8 protein-coding genes and 2 pseudogenes are annotated in these 13,334 nt (G+C 71.3%); 8 read left to right on the top strand and 2 right to left on the bottom strand.

Annotated features, from left to right (window positions below):
• Positions 1-66 precede the first annotated feature (66 nt).
• The 7 genes from ABD357_RS37395 (at position 67) to ABD357_RS37365 (ending at position 10,102) form a co-directional block, all read left to right on the top strand.
• Entirely contained in the window at positions 67-912 is an 846-nt protein-coding gene (locus ABD357_RS37395; RefSeq protein WP_344395757.1) for an inositol monophosphatase family protein, read from the top strand.
• 144 nt (positions 913-1,056) lie between these two features.
• Positions 1,057-2,466 (top strand): phytoene desaturase family protein, encoded by a 1,410-nt coding sequence (locus tag ABD357_RS37390; RefSeq protein WP_344395794.1) that lies wholly within the window; start codon positions 1,057-1,059, stop codon positions 2,464-2,466.
• A gap of 5 nt (positions 2,467-2,471) precedes the next feature.
• Positions 2,472-2,981, top strand: coding sequence for an O-acetyl-ADP-ribose deacetylase (locus ABD357_RS37385; RefSeq protein WP_344395793.1), 510 nt, complete (start codon positions 2,472-2,474; stop codon positions 2,979-2,981).
• Positions 2,982-3,126: 145 nt separating this feature from the next.
• Positions 3,127-6,024: a SpoIIE family protein phosphatase gene (locus tag ABD357_RS37380; protein ID WP_425585173.1), complete on the top strand. Its 2,898-nt coding sequence runs from the start codon at positions 3,127-3,129 to the stop codon at positions 6,022-6,024.
• Between the two features lie 143 nt (positions 6,025-6,167).
• On the top strand, positions 6,168-7,754 hold the full coding sequence (locus ABD357_RS37375; protein WP_344395755.1) for a sugar ABC transporter ATP-binding protein: 1,587 nt from the start codon (positions 6,168-6,170) through the stop codon (positions 7,752-7,754).
• Positions 7,751-8,869: an ABC transporter permease gene (locus ABD357_RS37370; protein WP_344395754.1), complete on the top strand. Its 1,119-nt coding sequence runs from the start codon at positions 7,751-7,753 to the stop codon at positions 8,867-8,869. The genes ABD357_RS37375 and ABD357_RS37370 overlap by 4 nt, the downstream gene beginning before the upstream one ends.
• A 69-nt stretch (positions 8,870-8,938) precedes the next feature.
• Entirely contained in the window at positions 8,939-10,102 is a 1,164-nt protein-coding gene (locus ABD357_RS37365) for a substrate-binding domain-containing protein (protein WP_344395753.1), read from the top strand.
• 46 nt (positions 10,103-10,148) lie between these two features.
• On the opposite strand, the gene ABD357_RS37360 is transcribed toward ABD357_RS37365, so the two are convergent.
• Positions 10,149-12,692, bottom strand: coding sequence for a SpoIIE family protein phosphatase (locus tag ABD357_RS37360; RefSeq protein WP_344395752.1), 2,544 nt, complete (start codon positions 12,690-12,692; stop codon positions 10,149-10,151).
• Positions 12,693-12,863: 171 nt separating this feature from the next.
• On the opposite strand from ABD357_RS37360, the pseudogene ABD357_RS37355 reads away from it, so the two are divergent.
• A pseudogene (locus ABD357_RS37355) lies at positions 12,864-13,061 on the top strand (ChaB family protein); the annotation flags it as partial.
• A gap of 11 nt (positions 13,062-13,072) precedes the next feature.
• On the opposite strand, the pseudogene ABD357_RS37350 reads toward ABD357_RS37355, so the two are convergent.
• A pseudogene (locus ABD357_RS37350) lies at positions 13,073-13,267 on the bottom strand (Rho termination factor N-terminal domain-containing protein); the annotation flags it as partial.
• Between the last annotated feature and the right edge of the window lie 67 nt (positions 13,268-13,334).

Below are 13,334 nucleotides of genomic sequence, written 5' to 3'. Positions count from 1 at the left end.
TGCCGATTCCACCCGGAGTGCACCGGCCGGGTGAGGATTGTCAGAGCCGCGTGCTCTCATGGAGTGGTGATCGAAGACAGCGAAACCATCGAAGAGTTTCTCGCGCATGGCACGTCCGACGTGGAGGAAGCCGTCCGCAAGGCGGCGGCGACGGAGATCATGCCGCGTTTCCGGCAGCTCGCCGCGCACGAGGTGGACGAGAAGACGGGCCCCCACGACCTGGTGACGGACGCCGACCGCAAGGCCGAGGAGTACCTCACGGCCACGCTCGGCGCCCTGCTGCCCGGCTCGGTCGTGGTCGGCGAGGAGGCGGTGCACGCCAACCCGCTGACGTACGAGGCGATCCAGGGCGAGGCGCCGGTGTGGATCGTCGACCCGGTCGACGGGACACGGCAGTTCGTGCACGGCAACCCCGGCTTCTGCACCCTGGTCGCGCTCGCGCTGGGCGGCAAGGTGCTCGCCTCCTGGACGTACGCTCCGGCGCTCGACCTGTTCGCCACGGCGGTACGGGGCGGGGGCGCCGCTCTCGACGGAGTGCCCCTGCGCTCCGGTTCGCCCGCGCCGGACCGCCCGCTCGAAGTGGCCACGTCCCACCCGGACTTCACGACGGACGACCAGAAGCGCGCTCTGCTCGGCCTGCGCACGGAGGGCGTGCGGACCCGGCCCTGCGGCTCCGCCGGCCTCGAGTATCTGGCCGTCGCCCGCGGCGAGTTGGACGCCACCGGCTTCTCCTGGGAAGCGGCCTGGGACCACGCCGCCGGCCTGCTGCTGGTCGAGGAGGCGGGCGGTGCGCACCTGACCCGCGCGGGCGAGCCGTTCCGTATTACGGGCGGCAACGCCCTCCCCTTCACCGCGGCGCGGGACGCGGCCACGGCTCACCGGGTGGCGGGCCTGCTGGCGGGCGGAGCCTGATCCTCAGGCGGTTGCGCCCGACTCGGGCCGGAGGCCGCAGCGGATGGCCGGAGAAGACCACCCGCGCCCGGGGACGGTCGCCGGCCCGGCATATCCTGATTCCGAATGGCCACCGGCTGACAAAGGAGTCCGAAGGTGCCGTCGATGCTCGATGCGGTCGTGGTGGGTGCGGGGCCGAACGGACTGACGGCCGCCGTGGAGCTGGCCCGTCGCGGCTTCGGCGTGGCCGTCTTCGAGGCACGCGAGACGGTCGGCGGAGGCGCCCGCACCGAGGAGCTGACACTGCCCGGCTTCCGGCACGACCCGTGCTCGGCCGCGCACCCCCTGGGCGCCAACTCGCCCGCCTTCAAGACGATGCCACTCGGGCGGTACGGCCTGGAGTGGCTGCACCACGACCTGCCCATGGCGCACCCCTTCCTGGACGGCACGGCAGCCGTGCTGTCACGGTCCGTGGCCGAGACGGCCGCGTCCTTCGGGCCGCGCGACGCGGGGACGTACCGCAGGCTGGTCGCCCCCTTCACCGGAAGATGGGACACGCTCGCCCGGGACTTCATGTCCCTGCCGCTCACCGCGCTGCCCCGCGCCCCGGTCACCCTCGCCCGCTTCGGTCTCGTCGGTCTGCCGCCCTCGACCTGGCTGATGCGCAGATTCCGCGACGACCGGGCCAGGACGCTGTTCGCGGGTCTGGTAGCGCATGTCATGGCCCCGCTCGACGGCTTCGCCAGCGGCGCCGTCGGCCTCGTCTTCGCGCTGGCCGCGCACGCGGGCGGCTGGCCCGTCGCCCGCGGCGGCTCCCAGTCGATCTCCGACGCGCTCACCGCGTATCTCAAGGACCTCGGCGGCACCGTCCACACCGACTACGACGTCAAGCGCCTCGACGACCTGCCGCCCGCGCGCGCGTACGTCTTCGACACCTCGCCCGCCGCCCTCAGCCGGATCGCGGGCTTCGGCCGGTACTACGAGCGATACCGCTACGGGCCGGGCGTCTTCAAGATCGACTACGCCCTGGACGGACCGGTGCCCTGGGCCGCGAAGGAGGCCCGCCGCGCCGGGACGGTGCAGATCGGCGCAAACACGGCCGAGATCGGCGCCGCCCTGCACGCGGCCTCGCGGGAAGGCCGGGCGCCCGACGCACCGTTCCTGATCACCGTGCAGCCCAGCGTCGTCGACCCCTCCCGGGCGCCGGACGGAAAGCAGGTCTTCTGGGCGTACGGCCATGTGCCGAACGGCTGGACCGGAGACCTCACGGACGCCATCGAGCGCCAGCTGGAGCGGTTCGCGCCGGGCTTCCGCGACCGCGTCCTGGCCCGCGCCACGGCGGGCCCGCCCGAGATGGCCGCCCGCAACGCCAACTACGTGGGCGGGGACATCGCCTGCGGCGCGGCCTCCGGACTGCAACTGATGCTGCGGCCCAAGCCGTCCCTGTTCCCGTACAGCACACCGCATCCGGCCGTGTTCATCTGCTCCTCGGCCACCCCGCCGGGGCCCGGCGTGCACGGCATGTCCGGACACAACGCCGCCAAGGCCGTATGGAGGATGCTGCGCCAGTCATGACCGCCATGACCGCCATCGAACTCGTCCAGGGTGACATCACCCGGCAGAGCGTCGACGCCCTCGTGAACGCCGCGAACTCCTCGCTGCTCGGCGGCGGAGGCGTCGACGGAGCCATCCACCGCCGCGGCGGCCCCGCCATCCTCGACGAGTGCCGAAAGCTCCGCGCCTCGCAGTACGGCAAGGGGCTCCCCACCGGGCAGGCGGTCGCCACGACCGCGGGCGAACTCGACGCCCGCTGGGTGATCCACACGGTGGGTCCGGTCTACAGCCAGAGCGAGGACCGCTCCGACCTGCTGGCCTCCTGTTACCGCGAGTCGCTGCGCGTCGCCGGCGAACTCGGCGCCCGCACGATCGCGTTCCCCGCGATCTCCACCGGCATCTACGGCTGGCCGATCGACGACGGCGCCCGGATCGCCGTGGAGACGGTGCGGGCAACCCGTACATCGGTCGAGGAGGCCAGGTTCGTCCTCTTCGACGAGCGGGCCTACGAGGCGTTTGCCGCGCAGCTCCGCTGACGCCGCTCGTCGTGGGTGAGGACCCTCACGAACCGTGACTCGCGTTCTTAATGCCCGTATTCTCATAAATGCTTCGGTATTTCCTGATAGAGGATTGCTGGAAGCGGGAGTGAGGTGAAGTGTGGTTCGGTCCGACGGGGAATCGATGCGGACGTGGCGTGCGGCAGGCGGCGCAGTGCCCGCCGGTTTCCGTGAGCGGTTTCTGCAGGGTGAGCCGGTTGAGGAAGGCGTACGAACGCCGATCTTGAATTCATGGCAGCGCTGCAGGTCCCTGGGTCTCTCACCGGACCAGTCCGACCTTCCCTTCCGGGAGGACTTCGACCGGGACGGCCGGCTCGTGCGCGCGTCCGGTCCGGTGCTCGACCGGCTGCAGTCCAGGTTCGCGGGCACCAAGATGAACATCTCCGTCGCGGATGCGAGCGGAACGGTCCTTCTGCGGCGTTTCGGAGAGGCGGCCTTGGCCAGGAGTCTCCCGGCGATCCAGCGCGTCCCGGGATTCGTGTTCGCCGAGCGGTTCGCCGCCACCAACGGCATCGGTCTCGCACTGGCGGAGCGGCAACTCATCCGGGTCCACGGTGCCGAGCACTTCGCCGAGCGCTCCCAGGCGAGCGCCTGCCGCGCGATTCCCGTCCGCGACCCGCTCAGCGGGCGTATCGAAGGTGTCCTGTGCCTCGGCTATCCGCGCAGCGCTGAGGACCCGGCGCTCGTCACCGTGATACGCAAGGCGGCCGAAGCCGTCGAGCGGCGGCTGCTGGAGCAGAGTTCCGCGCGTGAGCGCGCGCTGCTGCGGGCGTACCTGGGCACCGGCGCCGATGCCGCCGTCGGCCTCCAGCATGGCGTCGGGGTGGATGAACTGGCCCGTGAGCTGCGCCCCCGTGACCAGGCGATACTCCTGGAGAAGGCCACCGAGCTGATCTCCTGCGCACAGCGGGCCGCCGTCGACGTGTCCCTGCCCGACGGTCGGAGCGTGACGCTCGTGAGCCGTCCCATGACGAGTGCCTCCGGGGTGGAAGGCATGGCCGTCGAGGTCCTCCTCCCCGGCCTTTCGTCCCGACAGGGCCTCCCCGTCACGCGCCAGGCCGACGAGCTGCTCGGCTTCCCCGCCGAGCCCATCGGCCTCCCCGTCGTCGCGCCGTCCGGGTACGTTCCCGTTGCCCCGGCGCCCGGGCAGCACTCCGCCACTCCGCCGTCCGGTCTCCTTCTTAACGCCGCATTCGGCCAGGGCGCCGCATCCGGTCAGGGCGCCGCATCCGGTCAGGAGGCCACGGGCGGTCAGGACGCCATGACCGTCGGTGCTGCCGGCGCGACGGGCGATCACCCCGACTCCCTGCCCCCCGCGAGCAGGCTTGTGCTGGTGGGAGAGCCGGAGGTGGGGAAGCACGCCCTGGCGGCGCGGCGCCGCCTCGAGCTGTTGTCCGAGGCCAGCGCCCGTATAGGCACCACCCTGGACGTGCGCCGCACCGCCCAGGAACTCGCCGAGACGGCGGTTCCTCGACTGGCCGACTTCGCCACGATCGACCTGCCCGACGCCGTAATGCGCGGCGAGGAGTCCCCCGACCCCAGCAGTGACCTGCGTCGTGCGGTGGTCCACGGCATTCGCGACGACGATTCCTTCAGCCCCGTCGGCAAGCGGGTCGACTTCGGCCCGACCGCGCCCCAGCTGCGTTCTCTGACCAGCGGGCAGGCAGTGCTCGAGCCGGACTTGAAGGCCGCCGCGGGCTGGCTCGCCCAGGACCCCGAGCACACCGAGCAGTTGCTGACCCACGCCCACTCCCTCATAGCGGTCCCTCTGGTCGCCCGCGGAGTCGTCCTGGGCGTCGCCAGCTTCTACCGTTCGCAGGACCCCGCCCCCTTCGGAGACGACGACCGCTCGCTGGCCCACGAGCTCGCCACCCGTGCCGCTCTGTCCATGGACAACGCCCGGCGCTTCACGCGTGAACGCACCATGGTCCTGGCCCTGCAGCGGAGCCTGCTCCCGCAGGGCCTGCCCGATCAGGAAGCCGTCGAGGTCGCCCATCGCTATCTGCCCGCCGAATCCGATGTGGGCGGAGACTGGTACGACGTGATCCCCCTCTCCGGCACCCGTGTCGGCCTTTTCGTCGGCGACGTCGTCGGCCACGGCATGCACTCCGCCGCCACCATGGGCCGGCTGCGCACCGCCGCACGCAGCTTCGCCGAACTCGACTTCCCTCCGGACGAAGTCCTCACCCACCTCGACAATGTCGTGGGGCGCTTGGACCGAGAGGATCCCGACGCCGACGGTGTCGGCATCATCGGCGCGACCTGCCTGTACGCCGTCTACGACCCGACCTCGCAGCAGTGCGTCATGGCCCGCGCCGGTCATCCTCCGCCCGCGCTGGTCCGCCCCGACGGCACCGTGTCCTTCCTCGACATGCCCGCCGGGCCGCCTCTCGGCCTCGGCGGTCTGCCCTTCGAAACCGCCGAGATCCACCTTCCCGAGGGCAGCCAGCTGATCCTCTACACCGACGGCCTCATCGAGGACCGGAACCGCGACATCGACGTGTCGCTCGACCGCCTGCGCGCGGCCCTGGCCCACCCGGAGCGCACACCTGAGGCGACGTGTGAGGCGGTCCTGGACCTCGTGGCACCCGCCCATCCCAGCGACGACATCGCACTGCTCGTCGCCCGCACCCACGCGCTGGAACCCCACCGGATCGCCGACTGGCACCTACCCGCCGACCCGGCGGTCGTCAGCGACGTCCGCGCCGCCGTCACACGGCAGTTGGCCGACTGGGGACTCGACGAGGCCGCGTTCGTCGCGGAACTGCTACTCAGCGAGCTGGTCACCAATGCCATCCGCCACGGTGCCGGACCCATCCGGGTACGGCTGCTCCATGGCCCCACCCTGATCTGCGAGGTCTACGACACCAGCAACACCGCCCCGCACCTGCGCCGGGCGGCCGCCACCGACGAGGGGGGCCGTGGCCTGTTCCTCGTCGCGCAGATGGCGCAGAGCTGGGGTACCCGCTACACCCCGGAGGGCAAGGTCATCTGGGCCGAATGCGGGCTCGACGGCACCTGAGGGCCTGCGTATGCCGCTCTGCGCCCCTGACCCGTTCGGGGGGCACAGGCGCTGTCAAATGTCTGAAATACTGCTATTTGCCCGGCTAGTATCCCTGATGAAAGTCGGGAAGAACTCGCCAGGTCGACCCCCGGGAGATGTCCGTGCACGATGCTCCCGACACCTCCGCGAAGGCGATCCAGCCCTCCGGAGCGGAACCTCTGGTCCGCATCCGCGGGCTGGACAAGCGGTTCGGCGGAACCCTCGCGCTGTCCGGGGTCGACCTCGATGTCCACGCGGGCAGCGTCCTGGCCCTTCTCGGCCCCAACGGCGCCGGAAAGTCCACGCTCATCAAAGTGCTCGCCGGCGTCCACCACCCTGACGCAGGGCAGATCACCGTGGCCGGGCACCCGCTCGGAACCCACGCGGCCTCCCGCGGCATGTCCTTCATCCACCAGGACCTCGGTCTCGTGGAGTGGATGACGGTCGCCGAGAACATCGCCCTGAGCACCGGGTATCCGCGCCGCGCCGGACTGATCTCCTGGCGTCGGACCCGGGAGCGCTGCACCGACGCCCTGCGGATCGTCGCCGGACATCTCGACCCCGACGCGCCGATCGCCCGGCTCGCCCCCGCCGAGCGTTCGCTGGTCGCCATCGCCCGAGCCCTGGCGGGACGGGCGAAGCTCATCGTCCTCGACGAGCCGACCGCCCGCCTCCCCGCCGCGGACTGCGCCCGGCTCTTCTCCGTACTGCACGCCCTGCGCGACCGGGGGCACGGCATCCTCTACGTCAGCCATCGCCTGGACGAGGTGTACGAGGTGGCCGACACCTTCGCCGTCCTGCGCGACGGTCACCTCGTCAGCCATGGCGCACTGGCCGGCCACAGCCCCGCCCGTCTGGTGCACGACATCGTCGGCGAGGAACTGACCTCCCCCAGACTCCGTCCGGGGGGACCCCCATCTCGCTTCGCTCGCCGCCCCGCCACGGCCCCCGCCGACGCCCCGGCCGTACTGACCCTCGACGGCGTACGGACCGCAGGCGCGGGCCCCGTCAGCCTGGAACTCAAGGCCGGGGAAGTCCTGGGTCTGGTCGGCCTCTCGGGCGCAGGGCACATGGACCTGGGCCGGGCCCTCGTCGGCTCCCGGCCCATCCTCGACGGTCGCGTACTCCTCGGCGGCCGGCGGTACAGCCCCCACAAGGTCGCCGACGCCGTCGGCCTCGGCGTCGGCTTCGTGACCGGCGACAGACAGCAGGAGGGATGCGCCACCGAGCTGACCGTACGGGAGAACCTCCTGGCCAACCTCCGCGCGGGAGGCCTGCCGGCGCTGCGCTGGATCAGGCCCCGCCGCGAACGCGCCGAGGCCACCACCCTGATCGAACGGTTCTCGGTGCGTCCCCGCGACAGCGAGGCCCCCATCGCCACCCTGTCCGGCGGAAACCAGCAGAAGGTCATGATCGGCCGTTGGCTGCGGGTGGGCCTGCGCCTGCTGGTCCTGGAGGAGCCGACGGCGAGCGTGGACGTCGGCGCCAAGGCCGCGATCTACGGCCTGCTCGACGAGGCGCTGGCCGCCGGCCTCGCTGTGCTGCTCATCTCCACCGATTTCGAGGAGGTCGCGGGCGTGTGCCGACGTGCCCTGGTCTTCGTACGCGGGGCAGTGACGGCCGAGCTGAGCGGTCCGGACCTCACCGTCGCCGGGCTCACCCAGGCAGCTTCGGCCATGCCCCCCTCCGGAAGCGCGACGAACTCATGACCGCCTCGCCCTCCCCCTCCTCGCCCCCGTCCCCACCGCACCGACCGGGCCCGCTGAGCCGATTGGAGAGGCAGGGCGGGCACCTCATCGGCACTTACGGCCTCCTGGCCCTCACCGGTCTGCTCTTCCTGATCTTCTCCCTGACGCTGCCGCGTACCTTTCCCACTGCGGACACCGTCGACTCGATTCTGTCCACCCAGTCGATCCCGGCCGTCCTCGCGCTCGCCGCCATGGTCCCCATCGTGACCGGCGCGTTCGACCTCTCCATCGGCTACGGCCTCGGCCTGGCACACGTCATGGTGATGCAGCTCGTCGTCAACGACGGGTGGCCCTGGCCTCTCGCCTGCCTCGCGGTGATCATTGGAGGGGCCGTGGTAGGCGTCCTCAACGGTGTCATCGTCGAGTTCGGCCGGATCGACTCCTTCATCGCCACTCTCGGGACCGGCAGCATGATGTACGCCGCGACCGGCTGGATCACCGACGGCGGCCGGATCGTCCCGGGTCCGCAAGGCCTCCCGGCCGCCTTCACCGACATCTACGACTCCACGTTCCTCGGCCTTCCGGTCCCCGCCTTCTACGTGCTCGCCCTCGCGGTCGCGCTCTGGCTGGTGCTGGAGCGGCTGCCGCTCGGCCGGTACCTGTACGTCATCGGCTCCAACCCCCGCGCCGCCGACCTCGTCGGCATCCCGACCCGCAGGTACTCCGTCTACGCCTTCGCCACATCGGGGCTGATCGTCGGCTTCGCCGGGGTGCTGCTCGCGGCCCAGCAGCAGATCGGCAATCCGACCGTCGGCCTCGACTATCTGCTGCCCGCCTTCGCCGGTGCTCTCCTCGGCTCCACCGCGATCAAACCCGGCCGCCCCAACGCCATGGGCACCGTGGTCGCCGTCACCGTCCTCGCCGTCGGTCTCACCGGCATCGGCCAGATGGGCGCCGACTTCTGGACGATCCCGCTGTTCTACGGCGGCACCCTGCTCCTCGCCGTCGGCCTGGCCGGCTACTCCGCCCGCCGCCTGCGCACCGGCGCCGTCGCGGCCCGCGATTCACCCGTCGGGCCGCCTCCACCGCCGTACCCACCGACGCAGGACGGTGGCACAGCGGGCACCGCTCCATGACCGACGCCACGGCACCACCCCCGTGACCCCGGCCGCATCCTCCCGCTCATCCCTCCACGAGGAGCTCCCGTGCAGTGCAACCGCAAGGCCACCCCCGGCGTCTTCACGGCTCGGTCCGCCTCCGCGGCCCTGTTGGCAGCGGTGACCGTCCTCGCAGGCTGCGAACGCGGCTCGTCGACAGGCGAGGGGGACTCCGCGACGGGCCCGAGCGGCTGCCCGGCGGCCCACGACAGGGCCCAGGCCGCCGTCAGACAGGCAGAGAAGACCGACGCCCCCTGGGACGGACCGACCAGCGGCCCCACGGCGGTGTCCGGCAAGACCATCGTCTACGTCGCCCAGACCATGACCAATCCCGGAGTCGCGGGCACCGCGAAGGGAGTGAGGGAAGCCGCGCGGGTCATCGGCTGGAACGTCCGGGTGATCGACGGCGGGGGCACGCCCGCCGGCATCCAGGCGGCCATGAGCGCGGCCGTGGCCCTCAGGCCCTCGGGCATCGTCATCGGCGGCTTCGACCCCGACTCGACCTCGCAGCAGGTCGCGCGGGCCGACGCGGCGGGCATCCCGCTCATCGGCTGGCACGCCGTCGCTTCGCCCGGCCCCAGCCAGAGGCGCAAGCTCTTCACCAACGTCACCACCCGGGTCGAGGACGTGGCCGGTATCAGCGCTCAGTGGGTCATCTCGCGTTCCAACGGCCGCGCCGGGGTCGTACTCATCACCGACGCCTCGATCCCCTTCGCCAAGAACAAGTCCGACCTGATCAGGAAGGAGCTGGCCACCTGCTCGGGTGTGAAGCTGCTGGCACAGGAGAACATCCCGATCCCGGACGCCAGCAGCCGCACCCCCCGGGAGATTTCCTCCCTCCTCTCCCGCTTCCAGAGCGACTGGACCTACTCCATCGCCATCAACGACCTGTACTTCGCCGACGCCGCCCCCGCCTTCCGGGCAGCCGGCAGGAAAGGCTCCGGCCCACCCTTCAACATCGGCGCCGGCGACGGCGACCCCTCCGCCTTCCAGCGCATCAACAGCGAGCAGTACCAGGCCGCCACCGTCCCCGAGCCGCTGTCGCTGCAGGGCTGGCAGATCGTCGACGAGTTCAACCGGGCCTTCTCCAGCCGACCCGCCAGCGGCTACGTAGCCCCCGTCCACCTCACCACGGCCGCCAACAGCGCCGGGTCCACGACCTGGGACCCGTCGGGTTACCGGGAGGCCTACCGAAAGATCTGGGGCAGGTAAGAGCGGCATCGGCGTGCCCACTCACCTCTCCGCCGACGGGCTCGGCTCAGCGCGCGGAGGGTCGCTCCAGAGCCGTCTGTGGGGGCGGGGGAGGGGCGTACTCGGTGAGCAGGAGCGCGATGTCGTCCGCTCTGTCGGCGGACCGGCTGGCATCTCGCAGCAGTCCGTCGGCCAGATCCTTCAGGCGCTCCCCGCCCATGTGGGCCAGTGAGGCCCGGAGCCGCTCGATGCCGGAACCGATGTCCGAGCCGCGCCTCTCGACCAGCCCGTCGGTGTACAGGGCCAGGACCGATCCGGGCGCGAGGTGCAGCTCCGACTCCGGATACTCGGCCGTGTCGACGACGCCGAGCAGTGGACCGCCGGGCACATCCAGGATTTCGGCGCGTCCGTCGGGCAGGCGCAGCAGGGGTGGGCAGTGGCCCGCGCGGACGATGCGCACGACCCCCGAGCGGGGGTGGAAGCGGGCGTAGCAGCAGCTGGCGAGCAGTGCCGGGCCGAGGTCGTCGAGGAGGAGCCGGTTGGTGTCGGCGACGACGTCGCCAGGTCGGTGGCCGGCGGTGACGAAGGCCCGTACCGCGCTGCGCAGCTGGCCCATCGCCGCCGCGGCGGGGACGTTGTGCCCCTCGACGTCCCCGACGATCAGCGCGACCTCTTCGCCGGTGGGGATGACGTCGTACCAGTCCCCGCCTATGTCCATCCCCCTGGTGCCCGGAAGATAGCGTCCGGTGACGCGAAGGTCCGGCAGCGTGGGCAGCCGGTGCGGCAGCAGTGCGTTCTGCAGGCCGCGGGCGAGGGCGAATTCGGCGTCGTAGAGCCTGGCACGTTCGAGGGCCTGGGCGATCAGGCCTCCCAGCGCGGTGAGCAGTCCGCGCTCCTCGCCGGGGAACCGATGGACGTCGTCGAAGCCGAGCATGCAGGTTCCGACCGGGCGGTTGGAGGCGATCAGCGGCAGGAACGCCCAGGAGTGGGAGTCGCCGAGAGGGATCCCGGGGTACGTCTTGAGGAGTTCCTGCCGTGACTCGACGAACAGCGGGGCCCCGGACGTCAGCGCGTCCGTCACAGGCAGTCGGGCATGCAGCGGGGTGCCTTCGAACCGGGCGAGAAAGCGTTCCGGGTAGCCACGCTGTGAGAGCAGGTGCAGGCGCCGCTCCTCCACCACGGAGATCGCCAGCTTCTGGCCGCCGAAAGCGGGCAGCAACTGCTCGGCGACGACGTCGCACACCTCGCGCGCGGTGACCGCCTCAGTGAGGGCGCTGCCCAACTGGAGTACGCGGTAGAGGTCACCCAGCCGGGGGGCCGCGGGTGACAGGGAGAGGGGCGGTCCCTCCTCCGCGACGGCCGTCCCGGGCCCGGCCCCGGCCGGAACCGGCTGCCTCACGGGTGCCGCCCATCCCGTCATGCCCTGCGCGCCCGGGTGGAGGGAGAACACGAGCCACTCGTCGGGCGGTCGGCGGACCAGGAAGGAGACCGGTTGCTGGGAGACCACGGCGGCCCGGTAGCGGTCCTCGTAGACGGGATCGGCCAGCCAGGGCAGGACATCCCACGGGCGTCGGCCGAGCAGTTCGTCCTGGCGGGCCCGCAGCAGCTCCTCCAGGCTGTGGTTGGCATAGGTGAGACGCCCGTCCGGAGAGAGCGCGAAGAAGCCGTCTGCGAGTCGCTCGATCGCCGCCACGGCGGCCATACCGCTACCGGAGTCGAGCACGGCGCCGACCAGATGGGACGACGCCTGCGAATTGCCCGGGTTCTCGGGCACCCGCCCCCACAGCTCGACCGTGCGGTCACCCCCGCCGCCGTCGCGGATGCGCAGGCAGTGCGCGAGCACGCGCCCCTCCTGGAGCGCGGCACGGGCGGCGGACCGAAGGCCGGGCAGATCCGCGGGCTCGATCCTGGTCGCCAGGGTGGCCGCACGTCCGTCGAACTCGCGGGGAGGGATCCCGAAGATCGCGCACAGCTCGTCGTCGGCTGTAAGGGCGCCGGTGTCGAGGTTCCAGTCGAACAGGCCCACGCGTGTCACCGGAGCGGACGGTGGGGGAACCACCACCGGCTCGGTCCGCTCGTCGCACTCGCCGAGCGCCTGGCGGCCGCCCAGCCCGGCGAGTGCGGTGCCCAGACGGTCGGCCGCGGAGCGCAGCTGCCGACGCTGCGCTCTCGACAGCCCGGCCCTGTCCGGCTCGGGCGTCCACAGCACGGCCATCGCTCCGAAAGTCCGCTCGCCCGCTCGCACGGGTACTGAGGCGGAGCCGAAGGGGTAGGGCATGGCGACCGAGAGCTGGGGGAAGCGCCGCATCGTCTCCTCGGCGTCGGCCAGGTGGACGATGTGCCCGGAGCGGTATGCCTCCGCCACCGGGATACGGCTGTTCACCGGGATCCGGCGCCACCCGCCCAGCAGGGACGGCGGTGTCCCGCACGCCGCCGTCAGTACGAGCGAGCGATGGTCGCCGGACAGCAGGAACACACTTCCGGCATGCGCTCCGGTCACCTTCATGGCACTGATGAGGGCAGTGACCAGGGCGTCGTCGCGTTCGAGCGCTTCGCCGGCACTCGCGGCGCCGAACGGGTACGAACTCGATGCCTCACCGCTGGCCGACACGCTACCTCGATCATTTTTAGAGCATTTGTTCCAGTTTAGGGCGAGTTTCAGCTTTTGATGGCCATAGAGCTGGGCCGGAAGCCCCCTCCGGCTGCTGCGGTTCTGTTTCTCGCAGGGGGAGCCGGGCACTCGAATCTGGCTTCGTCCGAACCGGATGGGGACGTGAGTACCGTGCCGGGACAGCAGGAACTGCCGTCTACTCTGGACCGGTCGTCCAAGGACGCGCAGCGCACCTGGGTCAAGGCCCATGACTCCGCCGTCGAGCAGTACGGTGAGGGCGAACGGGCGCACCGGGTGGCCTATTCAGCGCTCAAGCACAAGTACGAGAAGGTCGGCGATCACTGGGAGCGCAAGGAGCACCGGCGTAAAGCGAGTGTGGTTCAGTTGCGCGCTTTGCGGGTCTCGGAACGATTTGCCTTGCGTACCGCATCCAGCAACTCGGACTTCGTCATACGGGACCGTCCCTCCACCCCGAGTCGCTTGGCCACGTCGTACAGATGCTGCTTGGAGGCCTGCTCGTCCACGCCTTCGCCGCTGCGTCCGCCCTGCTGCCGTGGCCGTGCCGCATGGGGGTCCCCCCGCTCGAGCGAAGCCGAGAGTGGGGGAGGATCGGACGGAGCACAGCTCGACGCTGATCACGTC

Origin of the sequence: Streptomyces vastus, from assembly GCF_039532825.1 — a bacterium.
Lineage (GTDB): Bacteria > Actinomycetota > Actinomycetes > Streptomycetales > Streptomycetaceae > Streptomyces > Streptomyces vastus.
The sequence above is the reverse complement of the archived record's forward strand: the minus strand, read 5'-3'. Positions and strand labels throughout refer to the sequence as shown.